This is a genomic window from Streptomyces zhihengii, assembly GCF_016919245.1.
GTDB classification, from domain to species: Bacteria; Actinomycetota; Actinomycetes; order Streptomycetales; family Streptomycetaceae; genus Streptomyces; species Streptomyces zhihengii.
This window is the reverse complement of record NZ_JAFEJA010000001.1, coordinates 3,201,853-3,227,659: the sequence shown is the minus strand read 5'-3', so window position 1 is coordinate 3,227,659 and position 25,807 is coordinate 3,201,853. Positions and strand designations below refer to the sequence as shown.

Below are 25,807 nucleotides of genomic sequence, written 5' to 3'. Positions count from 1 at the left end.
CCGGCCGGGCACGGGGTGCGGCCCCGTCACTTCACCGGGACCCCCATCACCTCGCGGGCGTGACGGCCCGGGACCAGGCCCAGGTCCCATGCCTGCCAGCCGTCCTCCAGGCGGACACCGCGCTCCAGTACGAGGCGCAGGGCCTCGGCGCAGTCCTCCAGCTTGGGGTCGCGCGACGGGTGCCGGGCCGACATCAGACGCGACAGCTCCTCCTGGGCCACCACCGAGCCGACCTCCGTCCCGCCCGGCGAGGCGTACGGCAGCAGCGTGCAGCGCAGGAACGCCGCCCAGTCGCCGCCGCGGCGGTCCTCGTACGACGCGAAGAGCTCGGCCGCCTCGTCGCACAGCGCCAGCGCCTGCGGGGCCCGCTTGTTGCCGGCGTCGATCATGGCCAGCTCCAGGCAGGTCCACGCCTCGCCGTGCGCCACCTTGATCCGCGCGAAGTCGGCGCGGGCGTCCATCAGGAGCTGCCGGGCGAAGCCGGAGTTGAGCAGGTTGCCCGTCTGCGCGGCGCGCTGGTCGCGGGTGACCCGCCCCGAGTGGTGGCGGGCGCACGCCAGGCCGTACACGTCCCGCATCCGCGAGAACATCGTGCGGGCCCGCTCCAGCTCCCGGACCGCCTCGTCGCGGCGGCCCTCCTCCTCCAGCGCCTGCCCGAGGTAGTACAGCGTCCACGCCTCGCCGCGGGCGTCCTCGTTCTCCCGGTGGCGGGCGAGTGCGGGCCGGAGCTGCTCGACCGCTTCGGACGCGTCCCCGCCGACCAGCCGGGCCCGCGCGAGCTGGGTGCCGGCCCACGCCTCGCCGCGGGCGTCCTGGGTCCGCCCGTACAGGTCCAGCGCCGCGCGCAGCGCGTCCTCCGCGCCCGGCACGTCGCCCATCCGCAGGCACACCTGCCCCCACTGGAACCGCGTCCACGCCTCGCCGTGCAGCGACTCGCCCTCGCGGTGGAGCCGCAGCGCCGTCTCCAGCAGCCGCAGCGCCTCCGCGAGATTCGCCCGGTCCCGCTCGACGGCGGCCAGCGCGTGCAGCGACCACGCCCGGTCCTCGGCCTGCTCCGGCGACGACTGGAGCGAGATCGCCTCGTTCAGCCTGGCCGCCGCCTCCGTCAGGTTGCCCTGGTGGTGCAGCGTGATGCCGAGCGAGCAGAGCGCCAGCGCCGCACCCGCGTCGTGCTGCGCCTCGCGGTAGAGGCCGACCACCGACGACAGCGTGGTGCGCGCCGTGTCCAGCTCGCCGAGCTGGCGCGCCGCGATACCGGTGCGCCACCGCACCGAGCGTTCCAGCAGCCCCTGGTCCACCGCCTGCGTCAGCTCGCTGATCTCGCCCAGTCGGTACAGGTCGCCGCGCAGCAGGCAGTAGTCGCACAGCGCGCCCAGCAGCCCGAGCACCGCCTGCTGGTTCACGCCGTCCGCGTGCCGCAGGGCCGACGTGATGAAGCTGGACTCGTCGTCCAGCCAGCGCAGCGCCGCGTCCAGCGACGGGAAGCCGTGCGCGCCGAAGTTCCCCGCCCGCGTCGACATCTTCCCGTCGACCATGCGGATCACCGCACCGGCGAGATCCGCGTAGTTCTCGATCAGCCGCTCCTGCGCGGCCGTGCGGTCGTCCGCGTCCTCCTCGTCCAGCAGCCGCGCCAGGGCGAAGGCCCGCACGGCGTCGTGCAGCCGGTAGCGGCTGGCCCGCACCCGCTCGACGAGACCGGCGTCGGCCAGCACCGTCAGCAGCCGCTGCGCCTCCTGCTCGTCGGCCCCCAGCAGCGCCGCCGCGGCGGCCGCGCCGAGCGAGGCGCGCCCCGCGAGCGCGAGGCGGCGCAGCAGCCGCCGTGCCTGGTCCGGCTGGTCGGTGTAGCGCAGCCACAGGGCGCGCTCCACCGGTTCCACCGGGCCGTAGGCGGCGAGGTCGGCCGCGAGGCGGTCGGCGCCGCGGACGGCGAGCGAGGAGCCCGCGACCCGCAGGGCGAGCGGCAGCCCGCCGCACAGCTCCCGCACCCGGTCCGAGGACTGGGCGTCGTACGGCCCCGGGCCGGCGCCCGCGGCGCCCGCCGTCTCGCGCAGCAGTTCCTCCGCGCCGGCCGCGTCGAGCGCCTCGACCGGCAGCTCGTGCACCCACGCCGGGAGGTCGGCGGGCAGCGCGATCGGGCGGCGCGCCGTGACCAGCACCAGGGAGTCGGAGCGCTCCGGCAGCAGGGTGCGCACCTGCTCCGGGTCGGCCGCGTCGTCGAGCACGACGGTGACCGGCAGACCGGTCAGATGCTGGTGGTACAGCTCGCCGAGCCGCCGCACCTGCTGCTCCGGCGACGACCGCTCCCGGAACAGCAGCTGCTCCCGCGGTGCGCCGAGCCGGTTCAGCAGGTGCAGCAGCGCGTCCCGGGTGGACAGCGGCCGGCCGCTCTCGCCGCGCAGGTCCACCACGCAGGCGCCGCGGAACTGGTCCTTCAGATGGTGCGCGGCGCGCACCGCCAGCGTGGTGCGCCCCGAGCCGGGGTCCCCGTGCAGGACCACCAGCGTGGGCTTGGTCTCCGTGGACGCGCGGGCCGCGTGCACCCACTGCGCGATCCGCGTCAGATGCTCACGGCGGCCCGCGAACGGCCCCTGCGGCTCGGGCAGATGGCCGAACGACTGCTCCAGCACCGACCTGCGGCGGGCGGCCGCGCTGCGGTCCGCGCCGCGCAGCCGCGGCGCGGGCACCGTCTTCTTCGCGGGCCGGGCCGTCGTGGACAGCATCCGCTGCTGGTCCAGGTACGGCCGGATGCCCCGCACCTCCAGGGCGGTCAGCCACTGGAGCCGCAACTGCTCGGGCCCGCCCGGCTGTCCGGCCGCTCCCGCCCTGCGGTGCGCGGCCGGCCAGTGCGAGGCCGTCACCTTCGCCACCGTGGTCGCGGCCCCCGCGACAGCGACGACCGCGCCCGCGCCGAGCGCCGTCCCGGTCGCCGTGCCGAGCGCCATGTCGGCGCCGACGGCCGCCGCGGCGGCGACGGCGGTCACCAGGGCAGGGGTGCCGACGTGCCGCCGGGAGAACCGCTCGGACAGGGGCAGCGCACCGGCCTCGGCCTCGTCGAGCGCCTGCTCGTACGCCGCGTACTCCTCGCCCGCGCTCGCGGCCAGGGCGTCGAGCTCGGCACGGGCACGGGACAGCAGCAACTGGCCGTCGGTCCGCCCGCCGCTGCGCCGCACCTCCTCCTCCACGGCCCGGCCCAACAGCCGTTCCGCTTCGGCCCGATGGCTGTCCCGCATCTGCGTCCCCCGTCCCCCGGGAAGAGCCCGGTCCCGTGTGCCCTACCCATCTGTCGCGCCGTCAAGTGTCGCCCTCCGGGGGAGGAAGTGCGAGGGGTTCCGGTGCGTACCCGGGTCGGTGTCGGGGCGGGAGCGGGGCGGGAGCCGGTCAGGGTGTCCCGATCGCCGCCCACACCGTCTTGCACGGCACGGGCCCGGGGGTGACGCCCCACCGGTCCGCCAGCGCCGCCACGAGCAGCAGCCCCCGGCCCGACTCCGCGCCCGCGCCCGGTACGGCGGCGACGGGAAGGCGGTCGCCCCGCGCGTCCGTCACCTCGACGCGCACGGAGCCGTCCGCGCGCAGCGTCAGGCCGAGGCGGAAGTCCCGCCCCGGGACGAGCCCATGGGTGACGGCGTTGGCGGCGAACTCGGCCACGATCTGCTCGGCGGCTCCGTGCGGCCGCCCCCAGTCGGCGAGATGGGCGACGGTGAGCCGCCGCGCGAGCCGGGCGCCCCTGCGGGTCGCGGAGAGCATGACGGTGACCTGCCGGACCGGGGCGGGGGCGAGGTCGGCGGCGGATCCGCCGGTTCGGGTGATTTCCTGGTTCACGTCACTCAGCGTGGTCGAGCGTGCATACGCTGAACAGGGCCGCAGCCGGGACGTGCGGCTTCTGTCCGGGACGGGCCGGCGGCTGTCCGGCCGCGTACGCCGGACGACCGCCGAGCTGTGAGGGGCCGTGCGCATGGACGACATGAATCCGCATGGAGCCGACGACGAGTCCGCCGCCGTGCTGAAGGCCGTCGGCCGCCAGATCAAGGCATGGCGCGAGCGCGCCGGGCTGCGTCAGAGCGAGCTGGGCGCGGCCATCGGGTACGGCGAGGAGCAGGTGTCCTCCGTCGAACGGGGGCGCCGCGTCCCGAAGCCCGAGTTCCTCGACAAGGCGGACGAGGTGCTGGAGGCCGGGGGGATCATCGCCGCGATGAAGCGTGACGTCGCGGAGGCGCGGTACCCGAAGAAGGTGCGGGATCTGGCCCGACTGGAGGCGGAGGCTGTGGAGTTGGGGGCGTACGAGAGCCACAATGTGCACGGTCTTCTGCAGACGGAGGAACACGCCCGCGCGTTGTTCCGGATGCGCCGTCCGGTGCTGAGCGACGAGGTGGTGGAGCAGGGCGTCATGGCGCGCCTGGCCCGGCAGGCCGTGCTCGGCGGATCCTTGGCGCCGATCGTCAGCTTCGTCCAGGAGGAGGCGACGTTGCGGCGCCCCCTGGGCGGGCGGACGGTGTGGCGCCGGCAGCTCGAACGGCTGCTGGAGGTCGGTGGGCTCCGGCATGTGGAGATCCAAGTCATGCCGACCGACCGGGCCGACCACGCGGGCATGGCGGGTCCCTTCCAACTCCTCAAGCTGACCAGTGGGGCGACGGTCGGCCATGTGGACGTACAGCGGTTCTCGCGCCTCGTCTCCCACCCGCAGGACGTACAGCCGCTCGAAATCCAGTATGGAATCATCCGGGCACAGGCGCTGACTCCGCATGAGTCCCTGACCTTCATCGAGAAACTGCTGGGGGAGACATGACCGACACAGGCGCAGGAGATCTGCGCTGGTTCAAGAGCAGCCACAGCAGCAGTGAGCCGGACTCCAGTTGTGTCGAGGTCGCCGCCGACCGCTCCGCCGTCCACGTTCGGGACTCGAAGGACACATCCCTCCCCTCGCTCACTCTCGGGCGGGGCGCCTGGGCGGGGTTCGTGGCCGGTGTCGGGGAGAGGCGACCGGCATGACGCGAGACCTGGTCTGGTTCAAGAGCAGCTACAGCACCGGCGAGGTCGACTCCGACTGCGTCGAGGTCGCCGCCGACCGCTCCGCCGTCCATGTGCGTGACTCGAAGGACACTTCGCGACCCGCGCTCGCCCTCGGGCGTGGTGCCTGGGCCGTGTTCGTGGCGGGGGTTGGGGAGAGGTGACCGCCATGGAGCCGGCCTGGTTCAAGAGCAGCTACAGCAGCGGGGAGCCCGGTTCCGACTGCGTCGAGGTCGCCGCCACCCCCTCCGTCGTCCACGTCCGGGACTCCAAGGACACTTCGCGACCCGCGCTCACCCTCGGGCGGGGCGCCTGGGCCGAGTTCGTGGCGGGTGCCGGTGAGTGACGGGGAGCCGCTGAGCCGGCAGGCCGCGTCCGACGCGGTCGGGGATCTCGGGTGGCGGTATCTGCTGGGGACGCTGCGGACCGCCGTGCCCGTGGCCACCGTCGGCCGCGCCGCCGAGGCCGTGCGCATCGCCGTGGAGGCGTGCGGGGCCGACGCCGACGGGCACCTCGTGGCCGACGTCCGGCCCGGGCAGGCCGTGCTGGCGCTCCAGTCGGTGCGGGCCGCCGCCGTGACCGGCCGGGACGCGGAACTGGCGCACCGGATCAGCGCCGCGCTCGGTGCGGCCGGGCTGCGGACGGAGCCCGGCCGGGGGGAGGCGCCCCGGTCGGTGCAGCTCGTGGAGATCGCGATCGACGCGCTCGACATTCCGGCCGTCCGCCCGTTCTGGAAGGCCGTGCTCGGCTACGCGGACGAGGCGGAGGCCGACGGCCAGGCGGACGCGGTCGTCGATCCCCTCGGGCAGGGCCCGGCGGTCTGGTTCCAGCAGATGGACGCCCCGCGCCCGCAGCGCAACCGGATCCACTTCGACGTGTGCGTGCCCCACGACGAGGCGGACGCCAGGATCGCGGCCGCGCTCGCGGCCGGGGGCCGTCTGGTGTCCGAGGACCGCGCCCCGGCGTTCACGGTGCTGGCCGACGCGGAGGGCAACGAGGTCTGCGTGACCACCTGGCAGGGCCGCGAAGGCTGACGGAGGAGCGGCGGCCCGGTCGTCGGCGTGACTCGCGCAGGTCCGGGGCGGGAGCCGTCCGTGGGCATCGACGTCGGTTGCCCGGGGCGCCGTCACGCCGGGCGGTCCGCCCGTCACCGCTCGGAGCGTGGGCAAGGTCACCCGTGCCGATGCGGACGATCACGCGGATTCGCGTGCATGAGAATGCATTCTGATGCATACTTTTGCCATGTCCAAGGTTCTCACCTCACTGCCCACCGGCGAGCGCGTCGGCATCGCCTTCTCCGGCGGCCTCGACACGTCGGTCGCTGTCGCGTGGATGCGCGACAAGGGTGCCGTCCCCTGCACCTACACCGCCGACATCGGCCAGTACGACGAGCCCGACATCGCCTCGGTGCCCGGCCGTGCGACGGCCTACGGTGCCGAGATCGCCCGCCTGGTCGACTGCCGCGCCGCCCTGGTCGAGGAGGGTCTCGCCGCGCTCGCCTGCGGCGCCTTCCACATCCGCTCCGGCGGCCGTGCCTACTTCAACACGACGCCCCTCGGCCGCGCCGTGACCGGCACCATGCTGGTCCGCGCCATGCTGGAGGACGACGTCCAGATCTGGGGCGACGGGTCCACCTTCAAGGGCAACGACATCGAGCGGTTCTACCGCTACGGCCTGCTGGCCAACCCCCACCTGCGGATCTACAAGCCCTGGCTCGACGCGGACTTCGTCACCGAGCTCGGCGGCCGCAAGGAGATGTCGGAGTGGCTGGTCGCCCACGGCCTGCCGTACCGCGACAGTGCCGAGAAGGCGTACTCCACCGACGCCAACATCTGGGGCGCCACCCACGAGGCGAAGACCCTGGAGCACCTGGACACCGGTGTCGAGACCGTCGAGCCGATCATGGGCGTGCGGTTCTGGGACCCGGCGGTCGAGATCCCCGCCGAGGACGTGACGATCGGCTTCGACCGGGGCCGCCCGGTCACGATCAACGGCAAGGAGTTCGCCTCCCCGGTCGACCTCGTCATGGAGGCCAACGCGATCGGCGGCCGACACGGCCTGGGCATGTCCGACCAGATCGAGAACCGGATCATCGAGGCCAAGAGCCGCGGCATCTACGAGGCCCCCGGCATGGCCCTGCTGCACCTGGTCTACGAGCGCCTCGTCAACGCCGTCCACAACGAGGACACCCTCGCCCAGTACCACAACGAGGGCCGTCGCCTCGGCCGGCTGATGTACGAGGGCCGGTGGCTCGACCCGCAGGCGCTGATGGTGCGCGAGTCGCTCCAGCGCTGGGTCGGCTCCGCCGTCACCGGCGAGGTCACGGTGCGGCTGCGGCGCGGCGAGGACTACTCGGTCCTCGACACCAAGGGCCCGGCCTTCAGCTACCACCCGGACAAGCTGTCCATGGAGCGCACCGAGGACTCGGCGTTCGGCCCGGTCGACCGGATCGGCCAGCTCACCATGCGCAACCTCGACATCGCCGACTCGCGCGCCCGGCTGGAGCAGTACGCGGGCCTCGGCATGGTCGGCTCCGGCCAGGCCGCGCTCGTCGGCGCCGCGCAGGCCGCGTCGACCGGCCTCATCGGCGCCATGCCGGAGGGCGGCGCCGAGGCCATCGCGTCGCGCGGCGAGGTCGCCGAGGACGACGAACTGCTCGACCGCGCCGCCATGGAGTTCGGCACCGACTGAGCACCGTCCAGGAGGAACCACCACCGCCCGCCGGCCGGGCGGTGGTGGCACGGACCGGGACCGCTCGTGCGGGCCCGGTCCGTGTGTCCTCTGCCTGCCTCGGCTCAGGGCGTAACGCAGTACTCGAATCGCAGGGCCGGCCACGTCTTCGGACCGACCTTGCCGTCCACGGCGAGGCCCGCGTCACATTTGTCGTTGGCGATCCGCTGCGCCTTCTTTGCCGCGGTCTGCGAATTCGAGCCGAAGATACCGTCGACGGTGCCCGGGTTGTGGCCGTAGTACTTCAGCAGGCACTGGGCCTCCTTGCCGGCCTCCGTGACCGAGGTCGAGGAGGGCTGGACGGTTGTTCCGACATAGTGGCCGGCGGAGACGTAGCCGCGGTCGTCTATGTGGATATGGCATGAGTACGTTGCCGCATGGGCAGTGCCGACGTTGCTGATGACGGATCCGCTCAGTACGACGAGCGCGGCGATACCGATCCCGACGATCCGTCTGTATGCCATGACATCCAGCATGGTGTGCTCCTCCAGTGATTGATGAGTCAGGCCTCGCTGCTCCGGAGCTCTCACGTCCGGGGGGTGAGGAGTACGTGAAACGTCGTCGGGACGTGGAACGGCGGCGCAGGCCGGCGTCCCGCCTTCCATGTCAGGCCGACCGGCGCCCCCGGACGGACAGCACCACCGATCGCCGGTCCGTCCCGACGGTACGGACGGCGATGAATGACTGACGCCCGTCCGTGGCAACCGCAGCCGCGGTGAACAGGACGCCCTGCTCTGCCTTCACCACACACCGGGCCGGGCCATCGGCGGTGTCGACGACCAGCAGTGCGTCGTCGGACGACCCGTCGTCGGCCACCACGGCCCACAGCTCGCCACCAGGGCCGTAATGCAGATCCCGTACGACACCGGACGCCCGCGTCCCCGCCCTGGCGGACACCTTCCGCAGGCCTCGTCCGGACAGTTCCTCATCGGACCAGCGGAAGTCGGTCGCCGCCGGATCGCGGCCTTCCTCGCGCAGTCGCAGCACGTTCCCGGCAAGTGGTAGCAAGGGAACCGAGGTGGCGCGGGACCGAGCGCCGCCGCCTGCCGCCTCGCACCCGCCCGCCTCACTGAGGCGTCCCAGCGCACAGAGCACCTCTCCACTCGTTCCACTGGCCGCGATCCTGCCGGGGGTCGGAAGCGGAGTGGCACCGACGCCGTCCGCCGCGAGCCGGGTACGGAGCAGCACGTCCGCCTGGTTCTTCCAGCCGTGCCGAGGGGTCAGCGGCCCTTGCCCGTGTACCAGAGGCAGCCACTCGCCGCTGCCGTCCGGATGGAGCCGGGCGACGTGCAGCACTCCGTGGTCCAGTGCCCCTTCGGTTCTCCTGCTGCCGACGAACTTGTAGAGGTACTCGCCGTGTTCGCCGTCCCCGGCATAGACGACCGCGTGCCCCCGCGAGGCGGTCGCAGCCAGACCGGAGTGGCGCATCCGGCCGAGTGCGGTGCGCTTCGTCGGCTGTCCGGCCCACGTGCCCTGGGACGCCGGACTCTCCAGCACCCATCCGAAGTGATGAGGCGACTGCTCGTTGCGCGCTATCTCGAAGCGCTGGTCGAGCCGGCTCCAGTCATCGGCTCCACCCGCACCCACGCCGTAGCGCCGATGCGCTTCGTTCGCCCGCCAACGGGCGTCCGCCGTGCCGAAGTGCGCACCGCTGGTGCCGTCCGCGCACAGCAGCGTGCCCCAGGGAGTGCTCGCCAGCGGGCCGCTGCCCAGCAGCCCCGCGGGCGGTGCGCCGGACAGGAGCCGGGAAGCGTCCTCTCGGAGCGGTCCCGACAGCGCTGTCCTCGTGTTCCGGGTGAGGTCTCCGTCGACTACGCCTCCGGTCAGGAAGGAGATCGCCGGGCTCGCCAGGTACCGCGCGAGTTCCGCGGGTGAGCTCACTCGTGCCGGCGCATGGCCGACAGCCAGGAACTGCGAACCCGCCCCACCTTTCACCGGCGCCGGGAGGCAGGCAAGGCTCTCCCAGTCCCCGCTGCCCGGTGGTGTGGTGGCGAGCACCGTGATCGTGTAGCCCGAGGCAGGAGTGGCGACCCCGTTCGGAAAACCGGTGGCGGAACGGCCGACGAGCCGGTCCAGCGCGGAGGCCGAAGGAGCGCAGAGCATACCGACAGCCGTTCCCCCACCCGCTGCCACGGCCTTGCGTCGCGATATGGCCGGCAAGAAGACCTCCCTGTGCAGAGAACATCGACACGGACATCATTGCCGCTGTCGACCACCTTCGGCTATCCATTCACTCTCGTTCGGCTCTCGACGGGAATCGGAATTCCGGATGCCGCGGTGAGAGTGCGGTGAGAGGTGCGGGAGAGGGCGTGCTGAGACGATTGTCGAAGGTCCACCTGAATGCCGACCAAAGCCCGTGAGGACGTATATGGCGATCTACGAGCCGGAATCTCCACCCTTTGAGATGGTGGAACGGTCCGATTGGGGTGCGGTCGCACCGGACCCACACCCTCCGTCGAGCTGGATGCCGGTGAACGGGGGTGTGGTAATTCACTGCCTTGGGCAGGACCGTGTGGCCCCCGCTGCGCACAGCGGCTGCTTCACTCTGGTGCGGGGCCTTCAGAAAGCCGACATGTCGGTGGCCGGCGTCGAGAAGCTGCCTGCAGAGCCCGATATCTCCCACAGCTATCTGGTCTGTGTGCACGGGGTGGTTTTCGAGGGGCGCGGGGTTTTGGTGCGGCCATTCGCCAACGAGCCGATCCCCGGTGGGAACATGAGGTACTACGCGGTGTGCGCGCTGATCGGCGTCCAGGATTCACCGACCGACGCGCTGATCGACGCGATGAACAGCCTCAACACGTATCTCGCGGGCCTTGAAGGCCACTTCGCCGCAGGCGCCGAACTGGTCCCCCCCGGCAGCGCGTCGGGCAGCCCCGGGGACGGACTGCGTCAAGCCGTCGAGAGCGGTTCCATCGTCCTGCCCCAGCGATCCGGTGAGGAAAACTGATGTCACTCCCCCTTCTCCTGAAGATCGTCATCGCCTCGCGGGCGGAGTGGGGGGCCAGGGAGCCCAAGCAGCCCCTCGTCCCGGTTCCGTCCAGCAAGCGGACGGGTTTCGTCGTCCACTACAGCGGAGCGCCTTCCAGTCAGACCGTCAGGCAAATCCAGGACTACATGATGGACGGTAAGGATCTGGATGACATCGGCTACAACTTCATGATTGATGTCGCGGGCAGGGTCTACGAGGCCCGCGGCTGGCACATGAAAGGGGCTCATACGCCGAACTATAATACGACGCATATCGCCGTATGTGTCATCGGTACCGATGAGGATATGCTGTCGGATTTTACCGGCAAAATCGCGGACAGAGTCGTCAAAGCGGTAAAGAGCATGTACGAGAAGGCCAACGAAGTGATGGGCCGAACGCTGGACGCCACGTATCACGGTGCGCTGGAAGGCACGCAGTGCCCCGGTAACACCCTGCGGAAATGGGTCGAGGACGGTATGCCCGGTACCGCCCTCGAAGTCGTGGACGGTTCCAGCGGTGGAAACAGCGTCGGCGGCGGCAGCGGAGGGGGCGGTGGCTATCCCAACGTCATCCACCGGCCCGTGGTGGGTCAGCAGCGTGCCGTCAATGGCCTGGGGTATGTGCCGGCGCTGACGGTGGACGGCATCTTCGGGCTCCTCACCGAGGCTGGAGTCATGTGGCTGCAGCGCAAGGTCGGCACGGCGGACGACGGCATCTGGGGGCCCGGCACCGAAGCCGCCTACCTCGCCTACGTCGGGGGCTACTCCGGCGGTGAGACGTCGGTCCGTTCGACCGCCGGTCAGCAGCGTGCCGTCAATGGCCTGGGGTATGTGCCGGCGCTGACGGTGGACGGCATCTTCGGGCCCCTCACCGAGGCTGGAGTCATGTGGCTGCAGCGCAAGGTCGGCACCGCGGACGACGGCTCCTGGGGGCCCGGCACCGAAGCCGCCTACCTCGCCCACACCGGCCAGTCCCAGGACAGCGGCATCGTTCGCTCGGTCGCCAGTCAGCAGCGGGCTGTCAACGGCCTGGGCTACACCCCACGACTCGACGTGGACGGCAGCTTCGGGCCGCTCACCGTGGCCGGGGTGGAGTGGCTGCAGCGTCGGGTAGGCGCTGATGATGACGGTATCTGGGGACCGTCCACCGAGTCGGCCTACCTGACCCACCTGGGTCATTCCGGATCCGGGGGGCGGGGCACCACCGACCTCCGGCCGGTCAGCTACCAGCAGCGGACCGTCAACAGGTTGGGCCACCGCCCTCCGCTGGATGTGGACGGAGTCTTCGGACCGCTCACGTACGCCGGGGTGTGCTGGCTGCAGAGACTCATCGGCGTGGCGGATGACGGGATGTGGGGTTCGAAGACCGAGGAGGCGTGCAATACCTACCTGGACTTCGGCGCCCGGCTCACCGTGGACGGGGAGTTCGGGCCTGCCACCATCCGCTCCGTGCAGCGGGTCACAGGCGCCACGGTGGACGGTTCCTGGGGGCCGGCGTCCAAGCGGGCGCTGCAGTCGCATCTCAACCTCCGGCACGACGCCGGACTCCTCGTCGACGGCGACTTCGGCACCGCTTCGGTCAAGGCCCTGCAGAGCTACCTCAACCGGATGACCGGTGCCGGGCTGCCGGTGGACGGCAGTTGGGGCGTCGCCACCACATCAGCCCTCCAGCGCGCGCTCAATCTGGCGAAGTTCTAGTCGGTTCTCGGTGGCCGAGAAGCTGATGCTCTGCCGCAGTATCGCCTGCTCGACCGTCATGAATTCCCGGCCCGGATCCAAGCCCAGCCGGTCCTGGAGACGCTCCCGGAGCCGGCGCAACACGCCGAGTGCGTCTCCTTGACGCCCCGACCGGTACAGCGCAAGCGCGAGGGTGCAGGCCAGGGATTCCTGCAGCGGATACAGCCCGACCAGCTCCCGCAGCTCCGCGTTGACCGCGTGGTGTCTCCCGCGCAGCAAGTCCAGCCGGGCGCACTGCTCAAGGGTGCGGCAGCGCTCCTCCTCGATCCGTTCGACTGACGCGGCCAGTACGGGCCCGCCCCCGATGCCCAACAGGGCGGGCCCGCGCCAGCGGCCGAGAGCCGAGCGCAGGAGAGTGGCAGCTTCGTCCAGGCGGTCCCGGCCGAGTTCGACGCGGGCCGACCTCACTTCGCGCCGGAACTGAGCAAGGTCGGTGGTGAACTCGTCCTCCGGGAGTAGGTATCCCCCCGACCGGCGGGCGATGGTGTCGGTCGCCAATCCTGCCTCCGCCAGGGACGTACGCAGCCGCCACACCACTGTCTGGAGCTGAGCCCCGGCCGTCTGCGGTGCCGCCGTCCCACACCGAATCGACCAGGTGTGCGACGCTGACCGGCTTTCCGCACGCCAAGGCCAGGGCCGCCAGACACCGCGCCGCGCGCTGGGCGGTGACGGGCACCTGATTCCCCGCGACGGCTACTTCCAGCGGTCCCAGGACGGATACCTTCAACATGTGTGCCTCTCGTCCATCATGGTCGGGCTCAGAACACTGTTGGTGCGCGGGGGTTGATCGGCGATGCGCGGTTGCGGCCGGGTCACTCCGTGCATCCGGCCGCAACCGCCCTTGGTAACGGTGTGGCTGATCGGCTGCCGCGGCGTGGGCGGGGTACGGCATCGTCGAACTGCTGACGGGGGACACGGACGCGCCGTTCTCGTAGCCGCCGACGGGAGGTGACCCGCCCTGCGCCGCTCGGACAAGCCCTGGAAGCCTGCCTCCGCGGCCCATGTGACCACTCCTCCGGGCTGCCCGCCGGCTCCTGAACCGGCGGGGACCGGCAGGCATGTGGCCCCGCGCTGATCGCCTGCAGGACACCCTCACACGTGGGCGTCGGCACGGACAGACGCTTTCGGCACAGAGCAAAAGCCCAGGTCCCAGGCGGCTCATCCATCGAGTCCGCGTCGGACAGACGCCGCCGCCGCTTCTCGACCTCCGCGGCCCGAACGCCACCCCGGTGGCGCACGGGCGGGGCGGAGGCCGGGTGCGCGAGGATGGGGGCATGGCGAACCGACTTGCGCAGGCCACGTCCCCGTACCTCCTCCAGCACGCCGAGAACCCGGTCGACTGGTGGCCGTGGGAGCCGGCCGCCTTCGAGGAGGCGCGGCGGCGGGGGGTGCCGGTGTTCCTCAGCGTCGGGTACAGCAGTTGCCACTGGTGTCATGTGCTCGCGCACGAGAGCTTCGAGGACGCGGAGACGGCCGCGTACATGAACGAGCACTTCGTCAGCATCAAGGTGGACCGCGAGGAGCGGCCCGACGTCGACGCCGTGTACATGGAGGCCGTGCAGGCGGCGACCGGGCAGGGCGGCTGGCCGATGTCGGTGTGGATGACCGCCGAGGGGGAGCCGTTCTACTTCGGCACCTACTTCCCGCCCGAGCCCCGGCACGGGATGCCGTCGTTCCGGCAGGTGCTGGAGGGCGTGCGCGAGGCGTGGACCGGGCGGCCGGAGGAGGTCGCCGAGGTGGCCCGGAAGATCACCGGGGACCTGGCGTCGCGTTCCCTCGCGCACGGGGGTCAGGGGGTGCCGGGTGAGGACGAGCTCGCGCAGGCGCTGCTCGGGCTGGCCAGGGACTACGACGAGAAGCACGGCGGGTTCGGCGGGGCTCCGAAGTTCCCGCCGTCGATGGTGATGGAGTTCCTGCTGCGCCACCACGCCCGCACCGGGGCGGAGGGCGCGCTGGAGATGGCCGTCCGCACGGGCGAGGCGATGGCCCGCGGCGGGATCTGGGACCAGCTCGGCGGCGGCTTCGCCCGCTACGCGGTGGACCGGGAGTGGGTGGTCCCGCACTTCGAGAAGATGCTCTACGACAACGCGCTGCTCTGCCGCGTCTACGCCCATCTGTGGCGGGCCACCGGCAGCGACCTGGCGCGGCGGATCGCGCTGGAGACCGCCGACTTCATGGTGAACGAACTGCGCACCGCCGAGGGCGGTTTCGCCTCCGCGCTGGACGCGGACAGCGACACGGCGGACGGCGGGCACGCCGAGGGCGCGTTCTACGTGTGGACGCCCGGGCAGTTGCGCGAGGTGCTGGGCGAACAGGACGCGGCGCGGGCGGCCGAGCTGTACGGGGTGACCGAGGAGGGCACCTTCGAGGAGGGTGCGTCGGTGCTGCGGCTGCCGGCCGGGGAGCCGGACGCGGAGCTGCGGGCGCGGCTGCTGGCGGCCCGGGAGGCGCGGCCGAGGCCGGGCCGGGACGACAAGGTGGTGGCGGCCTGGAACGGGCTGGCGATCGCCGCGCTCGCCGAGACCGGCGCCTACTTCGACCGCCCCGACCTGGTGGAGCGCGCCACCGAGGCCGCCGACCTGCTGGTGCGGCTGCACATGGACTTCGGGGCCGGCGGGGTGCGGCTGCACCGGACGTCGAAGGACGGCAGGGCCGGTACGGGCGCCGGGGTGCTGGAGGACTACGCGGACGTGGCGGAGGGCTTCCTCGCGCTGGCTGCCGTCGGCGGCGAGGGGGTGTGGCTGGAGTTCGCCGGCTTCCTGCTGGACATGGTGATCGACCGGTTCACCGGCGAGGGCGGCCAGTTGTACGACACCGCGCACGACGCGGAGCGGCTGATCCGGCGGCCCCAGGACCCGACGGACAACGCGGTGCCCTCGGGCTGGTCGGCCGCGGCCGGGGCGCTGCTGTCGTACGCGGCGCACACCGGCTCGGAGGTCCACCGCGGCGCCGCGGAGGGCGCGCTGGGCGTGGTGAAGGCCCTCGGGCCGCGGGCGCCGCGGTTCATCGGCTGGGGGCTCGCGGTCGCGGAGGCGCTGCTGGACGGGCCCCGGGAGGTCGCGGTCGTCGGGCCCCGCGGGGACGCGCGCCGTGGTGAGCTTCACCACAGGGCCCTGCTGGCGACCGCGCCCGGAGCGGTGGTCGCGGTGGGGGAGCCGGACGGCGACGAGTTCCCGCTGCTGGCGTCGAGGCCCTTGGTGGACGGGAATCCGGCCGCGTACGTCTGCCGCGCATTCGTGTGCGAGGCACCGACCACAGACGAAGCAGAACTTGCCCGAAAGCTCACCAACTGAGCCCGAACCGGCGGAATTTAACGCGGGAGCACCGGAACGCAATCCTCCGCCCCTATCGTCCTGAACGACCCGCAGTCGGCGCGCGTACCGGGGGGTGCGTGCGTGGGGGAAGTCGTGCGTGCCGGAGGCCAAGGGGGGTCCTTGCCGCGGCGCGCAGGGGGCCATAGGGGGGCTCGTGCTCGTATCGGTGATCGTCGTCGCCATTTCCATGGCGCTGTTCTGGATGGCCGCGTTCACGCTGTGGTGGCAGATGCACGCCTGGCGTACGCCGGAGACGCTGGCCTCCACCCGCTTCGACCGGCCGGACGGCACCGGCGGGCTGTCGTTCTCGCTGCTGCTGCCCGCCCGCCATGAGCAGGCGGTCCTGGAGCACACCGTCGAGCGGCTGCTGGAGTCCGGCCACGCCAACTTCGAGATCATCGTCATCGTCGGCCACGACGACCCGGAGACCGCCGCGTGCGCCGAGCGCGCGGCGGCCCGGGACCCGGTCAGGGTGCGGGTGGTCACCGACCACCACGAGAAGAAGAACAAGCCGAAGGCGCTCAACACCGCGCTGCCGTACTGCCGCGGCGACGTCGTCGGGGTCTTCGACGCCGAGGACCAGGTCCACCCCGAGCTGCTCGCCCACGTCGACCACGCCTTCACCACCACCGGCGCGGACGTGGTGCAGGGCGGGGTGCAGCTCATCAACTTCCACTCCAGCTGGTACAGCCTGCGCAACTGCCTGGAGTACTTCTTCTACTTCCGCAGCCGGCTGCATCTGCATGCGCAGAAAGGGTTCATCCCGCTCGGCGGCAACACCGTCTTCGTGCGCACCCAGGTGCTCCGCGACGCCGGCGGCTGGGACCCGGACTGCCTCGCCGAGGACTGCGACCTGGGCGTGCGGCTCTCCTCGGTGGGCAAGAAGGTCGTCGTCGCGTACGACAGCGACATGGTCACCCGCGAGGAGACCCCCGACACCCTGATGAGCCTGCTCAAGCAGCGCACCCGCTGGAACCAGGGCTTCCTCCAGGTGTACCGGAAGAAGGACTGGAAGCAGCTCCCCGGCCGCGGCCAGCGGATGCTCGCCCGCTACACCCTGATGACGCCGTTCCTCCAGGCGTTCTCCGGTGTGATCATCCCGCTCAACGTGGGGATCGCGCTCTTCCTGGACGTGCCCGCCGCCGTCGCCATCGTGACGTTCCTGCCGCTGATCACGGCCATGGTCACCTTCGTCTTCGAGGTGGTCGGGCTGCACGACTTCGGGGTGCAGTACGGCCTGCGGGTCCGGTTCGCGCACTACGTGAAGCTGATCGTCGGCGGCCCGTTCTACCAGATGCTGCTCGCCGGGGCCGCCGTGCGCGCGGTCTGGCGGGAGTACCGGGGCCGCAACGAATGGGAGCTGACGAGCCACGTCGGCGCGCACCTCACCGACCGCACCGACGCCAGAGAGGACGCCCGCCGGTGACCACCACCCTTCCGCCCGTTCCGGAGACCACCAAGGCGGGCAGCGGTTCCACCCTTGCCGTCTCCATCCCCGCGCAGCGGTCCCGCGGCCCCGTCACGCCGCCCGGCTTCGTCCGGCCCGTCGTGCGCTTCCGGCACTCCCGGCCCGATCTGCTGCTCTGCGGGGCGCTGCTCTGCGTGATCGTCGTCGTGCAGGGCTGGAACATCGGCAACTTCCCGACGCTGAGCGACGACGAGGGCACCTACCTCGCCCAGGCGTGGGCCGTCCAGCAGGGCGAGGGCCTCGCCCACTACACCTACTGGTACGACCACCCGCCGCTCGGCTGGATCCAGATCGCCTTCCTGACCTGGATCCCCTCGCTGATCGCGCCCGAGACGATGACCGTCGCCACCATGCGCCTCGCGATGCTCGCGGTCGGCGCGGTCTGCGCGGTGCTGGTGTACGTGCTGGCGCGGCGGCTGTTCCTGCCGCGCTGGGCGGCCGGGCTCGCCATGGCGCTGTTCGGTCTCTCGCCGCTGTCGGTGGTGCTCCAGCGGCAGCTCTTCCTGGACAACCTGGCGGTCATGTGGATGCTGCTGGCGTTCTGCCTGGCCGCCTCCCCGAGCCGGCACCTGTGGCACCACTTCGCCGCCGGACTGGCGGCCGCCGTCTCCGTGCTGACGAAGGAGACGATGCTGCTGGTGCTGCCCGCGCTGCTGGTGACCATGTGGCGCCACAGCCACCGCGACACCCGCAAGTTCGCGGTGACGGGCGCGATCACGGCCTGTGTGCTGATCGGCCTGTCGTACCCGCTGTACGCGATGCTGAAGAGCGAGCTGTTCCCCGGGCCCGGCCATGTGTCGCTGATCGACGGCATCGCCTACCAGATGAGCCGCCCGGGCTCCGGCTTCATCCTGGACGCCGGCTCCGGCTCCAACGGCGTGCTGCGCTCCTGGCTCTACTACGACACCGTGCTGCCCGTGGGCGGTCTGGCCGGTGCGGCGCTGCTGCTGCTCACCCTGCGCTGGTCGGTCACCGCCCGTGCGCTGGCCGGGCCGTCGCTGGTGGTCGCCATCCTCGCGGTCGTCGCGATGCGGCCCTCCGGCTACCTCCCCGCGATGTACGTGATCCAGGCGCTGCCCTTCCTGGCACTGGTGCTGGCCGGCGGCGCGGCGAGCGTGGCGCACGCCGTGCTGCGGCGCCCCGTCCGGCGGGCGGCCACGCCCCGCACCGAGCGCCGGATCCGCACGGGTGTCGCCGCGCTGCTCGCCGCCGCCGCCCTCGGCTTCGTCGCACCGCACTGGTACGAGGGCAACCGCGACGCGCTGACCGTCGACGCCAACGCGCCCTACCGGGCCGCCGCCGCGTGGATGCAGAACGAGGTCGAGAACCCGGCGGACACCCGGGTGCTCGTCGACGACGCCCTCTGGCTCGACCTGGTGCACGACGGCTTCACCCCCGGCACCGGGGTGATCTGGTTCTACAAGGCCGACCTCGACCCGGCCGTCACGAAGACCATGCCGCGCGGCTGGCGGGACATCGACTACGTCGTCTCGTCGCCGACCGTGCGCCGTGACGCCGTCGACCTGCCCAACGTCAAGGCGGCACTGGAGCATTCGCGGCCGGTCGCCGTCTTCGGCGCGGGCGAGGACCGCGTCGAGATCCGCCGCGTCACCGCCGCCGGAGGTGAACGGTGACCACCCCCCGCACCAGCGCCGAGGAACTCGGCGACCCCGCCCTGAGCACCGCCCAGGTCGCCGAACCGGGCGCCGTCACCGTCGTGGTGCCGACCTTCAACGAATCCGCCAACATCCGCGAACTGCTGCGCCGCCTCACCGAGTCGGTGCCCTCCCGGCTGGCACCCGAGATCCTCTTCGTCGACGACTCCACCGACGACACCCCCGAGGTCATCCGGGACGCCGCCCAGGACTGCCCCTTCCCCGTCGGGGTGATCCACCGCGAGGACCCCGTCGGGGGGCTCGGCGGGGCGGTCGTCGAGGGCATGCGGCGGGCCGGCTCGGAGTGGATCGTCGTCATGGACGCCGACCTCCAGCACCCGCCCGCCCTGGTGCCGGAGCTGGTGGCCGCCGGGGAGCGGGCCTCCGCCGATCTGGTGGTCGCCAGCCGCTACATCCGCGGCGGCAGCCGCGAGGGGCTGGCCGGCGGCTACCGCGTCGCGGTCTCCCGGGGCGCCACCTGGCTGACGAAGGGCCTCTTCCCGCGCCGGCTGCGCGGCGTCAGCGACCCGATGAGCGGCTTCTTCGCCATCCGGCGCAGTGTGGTCGACGCGGACGGACTGAAGCCGCTCGGCTACAAGGTCCTGCTGGAACTGGCCGTGCGCTGCCGCCCCGAGACGGTCACGGAGGTGCCGTTCGTCTTCCAGGACCGCTTCGCGGGCGAGTCCAAGTCGACGGCCAGGGAGGGCCTGCGCTTCCTGTCCCACCTCACCGGGCTGCGCACGGCGTCGGCGGCCGCCCGGATGGTCGCGTTCGGCCTGATCGGGCTGACCGGCTTCGTGCCCAACCTGCTCGCGCTCCATCTGTTCACCGGCGCCGGGATGCACTACCTCCCGGCGGAGATCGTGGCCAACCAGTTCGGCGTGCTCTGGAACTTCCTGCTGATCGAGGTGCTGCTCTTCCGGGACCGGCGCCACCACCGGCACTGGGCGGACCGGCTGGGCCGCTTCGCGCTGCTGGCCAACGCCGATCTGCTGCTGCGCATCCCGCTGATCGCGCTGTTCGTGGCCCAGCTGGGGATGACGGTGCTGCCCGCCACCGCGCTCGCCCTGCTGACCACGTTCGTGGTGCGGTTCGCGGCCACCGAGGCCCTGGTCTACCTCCCCGGCCGCGCACGGGACCGCGGCCGGAAGGCCGGCCGGGCCGCGGGCCCGGCCCCGGTCCCGGCCGACGCGGCCGCCCCCGCGCCGGTCCCGGCCCCCGCGCCGCTCCCGGCCGACGCGGCGGCCACCGCCGCCTCGCCGGCGCCGTAGCCGGAGCGCGCGCCGCTCCCGCCTCCCGGCCCGCGCCGTGACCGGCGCGGGCCACCCGCACCCGTCGTACCGCCGGCGGCCCCGGCCGTCACCCGCACGAAAGGGGAAACCTCCCATGTCACCACCGCCGAGGAACTGGCTGCGCCGCAGACGGCGGACGGCGCTGCTCGCCGTCGCCACCATGACGACCGCCCTGCTGGTGTCGGTGCCGCAGTCGGCACAGGCCGGCCCGCCGAACCTGATCAGCAACCCCGGCTTCGAGACCGCCGGCACGGGCACCATGCCCGCCTGCTGGTCCCAGTCCGGCTGGGGCGACAACGACTACTCCTTCCAGACCGTCGCCGACGCCCACTCGGGCACCAAGGCCATGAAGGTCTCGCTCACCCGCCGCGTCGACGGCGACCGCAAGGCGCTGATCACCGAGAACACCGCCTGCGCGCCGACCGTCGTGCCGGAGCGGCAGTACGACCTCTCGCTCTGGTACAAGTCCACGACGCCCGACGTCTCCGTCACCCTCTTCCGGCGCGACACCACGGCCGGCTGGCAGTACTGGACGGACCTCAAGACGCTGGAGGTCAGCGCCGGTTACGCCCGCGCCGAGGTCCGCACCCCGGCCGTGCCGCCGGGCACCGACAAGATCGCCTGGGGCGTCTCCGTCTACGGCACCGGATCCGTCACCACCGACGACTACGTGATGGAGGAGGTGTCCGTCCCCACGCCCGAGCCGCAGTGCACCGGCACCCCCGAGGAGTGCCTGAAGGGCCGCTGGGACGTGCTCCCGGTGCAGAACCCGGTGCGCTCCATGCACTCGGTCGTGATGCACAACGGCAAGGTGCTGGTGATCGCCGGCTCCGGCAACGACGAGTCGCTCTTCGAGGCGGGCACCTTCACCTCCGCGGTCTACGACCCCGAGGACGGCACCTGGCGCACCATCCCGACACCGGTCGACATGTTCTGCGCGGGCCACGTGCAGTTGCAGGACGGCAGGATCCTCATCATGTCCGGCAACAAGGGCTACCCCTCCGCGGACGGCACCATCGGCTACCAGGGCCTGAAGGACTCGTTCGTCTTCGACCCGGAGACCGAGAGCTACATCCGGACCAACGACATGAACGGCGGCCACTGGTACCCGTCGGCGACCATCCTCGGCAACGGCGACGTCATCTCCTTCGGCGGCCTGAAGGAGGACTCCACCGGCAACGTGACCGCCGAGAAGTTCTCCGCGGCGCAGAACAAGTGGCTGCCGATGAACGAGGTCAACCAGACCTGGTCGTACTGGGGCCTGTACCCGGCGATGATCCTGATGCAGGACGGCCGGCTCTTCTACTCGGGCAGCCACACCTTCGGCAACGGCACCCCGGGCACCGGCGCCTCGATCTACGACTACGACGCCAACACCGTCACCGACGTCCCGGGCCTGCGGGCGAAGGACGAGCGCGACGAGTCGGCGAGCGTGCTGCTGCCGCCCGCCCAGGACCAGCGGGTGCTGACCATCGGCGGGGGCAACAACGAGACCAACCCGGTGGCCAACCGCTTCACCGACATCATCGACCTCAAGCAGCCGAACCCGGCCTATGTGCACGGGCCGCCGATCCCGCAGGGCGAGGTCGACCAGGGGCAGGGCAGGCGGCCCCAGACGGGCGCCGAGGGCAAGATGTACGTCTCGGCCGTCCTGCTCCCCGACGGCAAGGTCTTCGAGACCGGCGGCGCGCTCCACGACCGGGCCGACCCGGTCTACGAGGCGTCCTTCTTCGACCCGGCGACCGACACCTACGAGCCGGGCCTCGCCACCGACCCGATCCCGCGCGGCTACCACTCGTCGTCGTTCCTGCTGCCCGACGGCCGGGTGATGTCCGTCGGCGACAACCCGGGCAACGGCACCTACAACCACAACGTGTCCGTCTACACGCCGCCGTACCTGCTCAAGGGGCCCCGGCCGCGGATCACCTCGGTCATCGACGGGGAGTGGACGTACGGCGACACCCAGCGGATCACCGTGGACCGGCCGATCGCGAAGGCGGAGCTGATCCGCCCGGCCGCCGTGACCCACTCCTCCGACCCGAACCAGCGGTTCGTGGACCTGCCGCTGAGCGTCGACGGCAACAACGTCGACCTCAACGTCACCAGCAACCCGAACCTGGCCCCGCCCGGCTGGTACATGCTCTTCGCGGTCGACGCCAACGGGATCCCGTCCGTCGCCGAGTGGGTGCGCCTCGGCGGCCCGGCGGCGATGGCCCGCTCGTCGGCGGGGCACCACGCGCCCTCGGCGCATGTGCACGAGTTCGCCGACGATTTGGCCAAGGCGCCCCGGAAGAAGCTGAAGAAGCGCGATTCGGTGCCGGTCGACCCGGCGATCGCCGGCTGCGACCGCCACTACGGCAGCGCCGGTGTCTGCGTGCCGACGGTGTTCCCGGAGTCGGTGAAGCCGACGACGGCGGCCCGCTGCCGGTGGCTCGCGGACCACGACTACGGCCGGCTGCGGGTCAACGGCGGCGACGACCCGCTGCGGCTCGACCCGGACCGCGACGGCACGGCCTGCGGGAAGGGGGACCTGCGCAGGCGGTGACCGCCCGCGCCCGGACCGGACACCACCGGGCCCGGCACACCCCGCGGGGTGCGCCGGGCCCGGTGCCGCGGTGTCTCAGGAGCCGCCGGTGCCCAGGGCCTGGATGTCGATCAGGTTGAACGCCTGGTGGACGTAGACGTTGGTCAGCCGCGGGTTGCGGTAGGCGACCGTCTTGTCGGCGACGACGGGCAGGTAGTACGCCCCGTCGGTGACCTTGTGGTTGATCTCCTGGTAGATCCGGCCCGCCGCGGCCCGGTCGGTCTCGGCCGCCGCCTTGTCGAACAGCTCGTCGATCCGGGGGTCCTCGATCTGGGCGTAGTTGGAGTTGCCGCTCGGCCGGAGCTGGCGGCTGTCGGCCAGGGGCTGGAGGAAGCCCGCGCCCGTCGGGTAGTCGGCGCCCCAGCCCAGGATCAGCACGCCGATGTTCTTCTTCTTCTGCGTGGAGGGCGAGCCGATCAGGTTGTAGTAGGCCCCGAAGTCGTCGAACTCCTCGATCTCCAGGGTGATGCCGGCCGCCTTGAGCTGGTTCCTGAGCGCGGTCGCCACGGTCACGTCCTTGACGTTCTCGCCGCGCACGGCCGCCTTCACGGTGAAGCCGTCGGGCTTCCCGCACGCCTTCAGCGCCTCGGCGGCCTTGTCGAGTTGCTGCTTGCCCTTCGCCACGCCGAACGGGTCGTAGGAGTCCGCGCCCAGCAGCGTCGGCGGCAGCGTGTTGCCGTGCAGCGAGCCGAACGACGGACCGCCGCGCGCCGACCGCAGATTGTCCGTGCCGGTCGCGTACACCAGCGCCTTGCGGCAGTCCGCGTTGTCCAGCGGAGCGGTCTTCGAGACCATCGTGACCATGCGGAGGTAGCCGCTGTGGGGGTTGTCCGCGTCGGCCTTCAGCTTCTCGTCCCCGAGGACCTTGATGACCGACTGCTGGGAGAGACCGGTCTGTGAGGCTTCGAGGTCGGCGTCGCCCGCGAGCAGCCGCGCGTCGGCCGCCTCCGGGTCGCTGGTGACGGTCAGCTCGACCTCGTCCGGCAGCGCCTTGCGCAGCGGGTCCGTGGCGGCGTCCCACTTCTCGTTGCGGACGAGGAGGAGCCGCTGCCCCGGCTCGTAGCTCTCGAACCGGTAGGGGCCCGAGGAGACGGGCTTCGCCCCGTAGTCCTTCCCGGTGTCCTTCGCCCGGGGGACGGGGGCCGTCGCGCCCAGGGTGAGCAGATAGGGGAACTGGGAGTCGGCCTCGGCCAGCTCGAAGACGATCGTCCGGTCGTCCGGCGTCTCGACCGACTTCAGCCCCGTCGAGCCGCCCCGGTAGGGGCCGGGGTAGTTCTGGTCCTGGTCCAGTTTCTCCACGAGGTAGATCGGCCCGCCGGAGAGGACGTCCTGGGCGAAGACCCGCTCGATGCCGTACTTCACGTCGGCGGAGGTGATCGGGGAGCCGTCCTCGTAGGTCAGACCGGAGCGCAGGGTGAGGGTGTACGTCCGGCCGTCGGAGGACACCTCGGGCTGGGCCTCGGCCAGGTCGGGGACGAGTTCGAGGCCCTTGCCGCCGGGCTCGGGCGCGTAGGTCAGCAGCGTGCGGGTGTAGAGGCGCTGCATGTTCCAGACCCACCCGTAGTAGGAGCGGGCCGGGTCCCAGGAGTCGGCGTCCTGGGAGCTGACCAGCCGCAGCGTGCCGCCCTTCTTGTCGGAGGCGTTGACGACGTGCCCGACGGCGGCGTCGAAGCCCTTCGCCGGGGTGGCGTCGCCCTTGCCGTCGCCCTGTCCCTGCGTCTGCTCCTTCTTGTCGTCGGCCCGCATCTTCAGCACCACACCCGTGACGCCGCCGCCGGCGACCAGGGCCACGGTGAGGGCGATCGCCGCGATCCGGCGGCGGGCGCGGGCGGGGCCGTCGGCGCCGGGGCGCTTCGGCGACGCCGGGTACGGGGTCACCGGCCCGCTCACCAGGTGCGGCGGGACCGACGGCGGGGGGAAGGAGGGCGGCGGCGACGGCGGCGCCGGATCGCCCTGCGCCCGGGTGGTGCCGGGCCAGGGCGCGGGCGTGGTCCCCGCCGAGGGGCCGGGCGGCGGGGTCGCGACGGCGGGGGAGGGAGGCGGCGGGGTCGCGTCGGCGGGAGCCGCGTCCGGGACGGGGCCCGGCGCCGGGGCGGGGTCCGCCGCGGGGGCCGGACGCGGGGCGGGCGTCCGCTCCCCGGGGCGCTTGCCCAGGTCGATCCGGGGGTCGGACGCGGGCACGGGAAGGGCGCTCCCGTCGCGGCCGGCGACGGCCGAGGCCACGGCGGCGGGGAGCCAGTTCATCGCCTCGGGCAGTCCGCCCGCGAGGGTGTGGCCGCCCGTGTCGGGGAGCAGCCGTCCGAACTCCGCGAGCAGTTCGGGGAGCGCGGGCCGCTGCGCCGGGTCCTTGTGCAGGCACCGCCGGACGAAGTCCGTGTCCGGCGGCAGGCCCTGGAGCTCGGGGTCCTGGTAGACGGCGCGGAAGTTCACCGAGTGGGCGGCGCCCGTGCCGAAGGGGCTCGTCCCGGTGCCGGCGAAGGCCAGCACCGCGCCCAGCGAGAACACGTCGCTCGCGGGCCCGACGCTCTGCCCCATCACCTGTTCCGGCGACATGAAGCCGGGGGTGCCGATCACCATGCCCGTCTGCGTCAGGGCGCTCGCCTCGGCGACGATCGAGATGCCGAAGTCGATCACCCGGGGGCCGTCGCCGGAGAGCAGCACGTTCGACGGCTTCAGGTCGCGGTGGATCAGCCCGGCCGCGTGGATGGCCTCCAGGGCCTCGACCAGTCCGGCGCCGAGGACGAGCAGGGAGGGCCGGGGCCACGCCCCGTGGGCGCGTACCGCCTCGTCGAGCGGCAGCCCGGGGACGTAGGCGGTGGCCAGCCAGGCCGGGGACCCGGTCGGGTCGGCGTCGACCACGGCCGCGGTGAAGAAGCCGGTGACCCGGCGGGCCGCCTCCACCTCGCGGGCGAAGCGTCGCTGGAAGTCGGGTTCCCCCGCCAGTTCGTCGCGCACCACCTTGACGGCGACCATCCGGCCGCTGGTGGAACGCCCCAGGTACACCCGGCCCATGCCGCCCGCGCCCAGGCGCGCGAGGATCCGATACCGCCCCACCT

At 72.2% G+C, this 25,807-nt stretch carries 19 protein-coding genes; 13 read left to right on the top strand and 6 right to left on the bottom strand.

Features of this window, described 5'->3' with window-relative positions:
• Positions 1 to 26: 26 nt before the first annotated feature.
• Both JE024_RS13265 and JE024_RS13260 read right to left on the bottom strand, forming a co-directional pair.
• Positions 27 to 3,230, bottom strand: coding sequence for a tetratricopeptide repeat protein (locus JE024_RS13265; protein ID WP_205373790.1), 3,204 nt, complete (start codon positions 3,228 to 3,230; stop codon positions 27 to 29).
• Between the two features lie 148 nt (positions 3,231 to 3,378).
• Positions 3,379 to 3,819: an ATP-binding protein gene (locus JE024_RS13260; protein ID WP_372449801.1), complete on the bottom strand. Its 441-nt coding sequence runs from the start codon at positions 3,817 to 3,819 to the stop codon at positions 3,379 to 3,381.
• A gap of 142 nt (positions 3,820 to 3,961) precedes the next feature.
• Between JE024_RS13260 and JE024_RS13255 the strand changes: the two genes are divergently transcribed.
• From JE024_RS13255 to argG, 6 genes are all read left to right on the top strand, one after another.
• Entirely contained in the window at positions 3,962 to 4,783 is an 822-nt protein-coding gene (locus JE024_RS13255) for a helix-turn-helix domain-containing protein (protein ID WP_372449865.1), read from the top strand.
• The gene (locus tag JE024_RS13250; RefSeq protein WP_205373788.1) at positions 4,780 to 4,986 is read left to right on the top strand and encodes a DUF397 domain-containing protein; all 207 of its coding nucleotides are present in this window, start codon (positions 4,780 to 4,782) and stop codon (positions 4,984 to 4,986) included. The genes JE024_RS13255 and JE024_RS13250 overlap by 4 nt, the downstream gene beginning before the upstream one ends.
• Positions 4,983 to 5,168, top strand: coding sequence for a DUF397 domain-containing protein (locus tag JE024_RS13245; RefSeq protein WP_205373787.1), 186 nt, complete (start codon positions 4,983 to 4,985; stop codon positions 5,166 to 5,168). Before JE024_RS13250 ends, JE024_RS13245 begins: the two co-directional genes overlap by 4 nt.
• A gap of 5 nt (positions 5,169 to 5,173) precedes the next feature.
• Complete coding sequence (locus JE024_RS13240; protein WP_205376525.1) at positions 5,174 to 5,350, top strand: DUF397 domain-containing protein; 177 nt, start codon at positions 5,174 to 5,176, stop codon at positions 5,348 to 5,350.
• Complete coding sequence (locus tag JE024_RS13235) at positions 5,343 to 6,038, top strand: 4a-hydroxytetrahydrobiopterin dehydratase family protein (RefSeq protein ID WP_244882822.1); 696 nt, start codon at positions 5,343 to 5,345, stop codon at positions 6,036 to 6,038. The genes JE024_RS13240 and JE024_RS13235 overlap by 8 nt, the downstream gene beginning before the upstream one ends.
• A gap of 208 nt (positions 6,039 to 6,246) precedes the next feature.
• Positions 6,247 to 7,695: an argininosuccinate synthase gene (gene argG / locus JE024_RS13230; protein ID WP_205373786.1), complete on the top strand. Its 1,449-nt coding sequence runs from the start codon at positions 6,247 to 6,249 to the stop codon at positions 7,693 to 7,695.
• A 104-nt stretch (positions 7,696 to 7,799) separates the two neighbouring features.
• Here argG and JE024_RS13225 read toward each other — a convergent pair whose 3' ends face one another.
• Both JE024_RS13225 and JE024_RS13220 read right to left on the bottom strand, forming a co-directional pair.
• Positions 7,800 to 8,210 carry a peptidoglycan-binding domain-containing protein gene (locus JE024_RS13225; RefSeq protein ID WP_205373785.1) on the bottom strand — a complete coding sequence of 137 codons (411 nt, stop codon included), beginning with the start codon at positions 8,208 to 8,210 and terminating at the stop codon, positions 7,800 to 7,802.
• A gap of 130 nt (positions 8,211 to 8,340) precedes the next feature.
• Positions 8,341 to 9,615 carry a PhoX family protein gene (locus tag JE024_RS13220; RefSeq protein ID WP_205373784.1) on the bottom strand — a complete coding sequence of 425 codons (1,275 nt, stop codon included), beginning with the start codon at positions 9,613 to 9,615 and terminating at the stop codon, positions 8,341 to 8,343.
• A gap of 487 nt (positions 9,616 to 10,102) precedes the next feature.
• On the opposite strand from JE024_RS13220, the gene JE024_RS13215 reads away from it, so the two are divergent.
• Positions 10,103 to 10,681, top strand: coding sequence for a peptidoglycan recognition protein family protein (locus tag JE024_RS13215; RefSeq protein ID WP_205373783.1), 579 nt, complete (start codon positions 10,103 to 10,105; stop codon positions 10,679 to 10,681).
• The gene (locus JE024_RS13210) at positions 10,681 to 12,399 is read left to right on the top strand and encodes a peptidoglycan recognition protein family protein (protein ID WP_205373782.1); all 1,719 of its coding nucleotides are present in this window, start codon (positions 10,681 to 10,683) and stop codon (positions 12,397 to 12,399) included. Before JE024_RS13215 ends, JE024_RS13210 begins: the two co-directional genes overlap by 1 nt.
• Here the strand turns inward: JE024_RS13210 and JE024_RS13205 are convergent.
• Positions 12,361 to 12,936 (bottom strand): AfsR/SARP family transcriptional regulator, encoded by a 576-nt coding sequence (locus JE024_RS13205; RefSeq protein ID WP_205373781.1) that lies wholly within the window; start codon positions 12,934 to 12,936, stop codon positions 12,361 to 12,363. The genes JE024_RS13210 and JE024_RS13205 overlap by 39 nt on opposite strands.
• A 776-nt stretch (positions 12,937 to 13,712) precedes the next feature.
• Here JE024_RS13205 and JE024_RS13200 point away from each other — a divergent pair.
• The 5 genes from JE024_RS13200 to JE024_RS13180 all read left to right on the top strand — a co-directional run bounded on the left by JE024_RS13200 (position 13,713) and on the right by JE024_RS13180 (position 22,712).
• Positions 13,713 to 15,731, top strand: coding sequence for a thioredoxin domain-containing protein (locus JE024_RS13200; RefSeq protein WP_205373780.1), 2,019 nt, complete (start codon positions 13,713 to 13,715; stop codon positions 15,729 to 15,731).
• Positions 15,732 to 15,906: 175 nt separating this feature from the next.
• Positions 15,907 to 17,178, top strand: coding sequence for a glycosyltransferase (locus JE024_RS13195; RefSeq protein ID WP_205373779.1), 1,272 nt, complete (start codon positions 15,907 to 15,909; stop codon positions 17,176 to 17,178).
• Positions 17,175 to 18,854 (top strand): ArnT family glycosyltransferase, encoded by a 1,680-nt coding sequence (locus JE024_RS13190; RefSeq protein WP_205373778.1) that lies wholly within the window; start codon positions 17,175 to 17,177, stop codon positions 18,852 to 18,854. Before JE024_RS13195 ends, JE024_RS13190 begins: the two co-directional genes overlap by 4 nt.
• Positions 18,851 to 20,146, top strand: a complete 1,296-nt coding sequence (locus JE024_RS13185; protein WP_244882821.1) for a glycosyltransferase — start codon at positions 18,851 to 18,853, stop codon at positions 20,144 to 20,146. The genes JE024_RS13190 and JE024_RS13185 overlap by 4 nt, the downstream gene beginning before the upstream one ends.
• Positions 20,147 to 20,327: 181 nt before the next feature.
• On the top strand, positions 20,328 to 22,712 hold the full coding sequence (locus JE024_RS13180; protein WP_205376523.1) for a galactose oxidase family protein: 2,385 nt from the start codon (positions 20,328 to 20,330) through the stop codon (positions 22,710 to 22,712).
• 75 nt (positions 22,713 to 22,787) lie between these two features.
• Here JE024_RS13180 and JE024_RS41925 read toward each other — a convergent pair whose 3' ends face one another.
• Complete coding sequence (locus tag JE024_RS41925; protein ID WP_205373777.1) at positions 22,788 to 25,805, bottom strand: ABC transporter substrate-binding protein; 3,018 nt, start codon at positions 25,803 to 25,805, stop codon at positions 22,788 to 22,790.
• Between the last annotated feature and the right edge of the window lie 2 nt (positions 25,806 to 25,807).

Coding starts and splice junctions, on each gene's coding strand:
- JE024_RS13265 (WP_205373790.1), bottom strand. CDS start 3,230: ATGCGGGACAGCCATCGGGCCGAAGCGGAACGGCTGTTGGGCCGGGCC.
- JE024_RS13255 (WP_372449865.1), top strand. CDS start 3,962: ATGAATCCGCATGGAGCCGACGACGAGTCCGCCGCCGTGCTGAAGGCC.
- JE024_RS13250 (WP_205373788.1), top strand. CDS start 4,780: ATGACCGACACAGGCGCAGGAGATCTGCGCTGGTTCAAGAGCAGCCAC.
- JE024_RS13245 (WP_205373787.1), top strand. CDS start 4,983: ATGACGCGAGACCTGGTCTGGTTCAAGAGCAGCTACAGCACCGGCGAG.
- JE024_RS13240 (WP_205376525.1), top strand. CDS start 5,174: ATGGAGCCGGCCTGGTTCAAGAGCAGCTACAGCAGCGGGGAGCCCGGT.
- argG (WP_205373786.1), top strand. CDS start 6,247: ATGTCCAAGGTTCTCACCTCACTGCCCACCGGCGAGCGCGTCGGCATC.
- JE024_RS13225 (WP_205373785.1), bottom strand. CDS start 8,210: ATGCTGGATGTCATGGCATACAGACGGATCGTCGGGATCGGTATCGCC.
- JE024_RS13215 (WP_205373783.1), top strand. CDS start 10,103: ATGGCGATCTACGAGCCGGAATCTCCACCCTTTGAGATGGTGGAACGG.
- JE024_RS13210 (WP_205373782.1), top strand. CDS start 10,681: ATGTCACTCCCCCTTCTCCTGAAGATCGTCATCGCCTCGCGGGCGGAG.
- JE024_RS13200 (WP_205373780.1), top strand. CDS start 13,713: ATGGCGAACCGACTTGCGCAGGCCACGTCCCCGTACCTCCTCCAGCAC.
- JE024_RS13180 (WP_205376523.1), top strand. CDS start 20,328: ATGACGACCGCCCTGCTGGTGTCGGTGCCGCAGTCGGCACAGGCCGGC.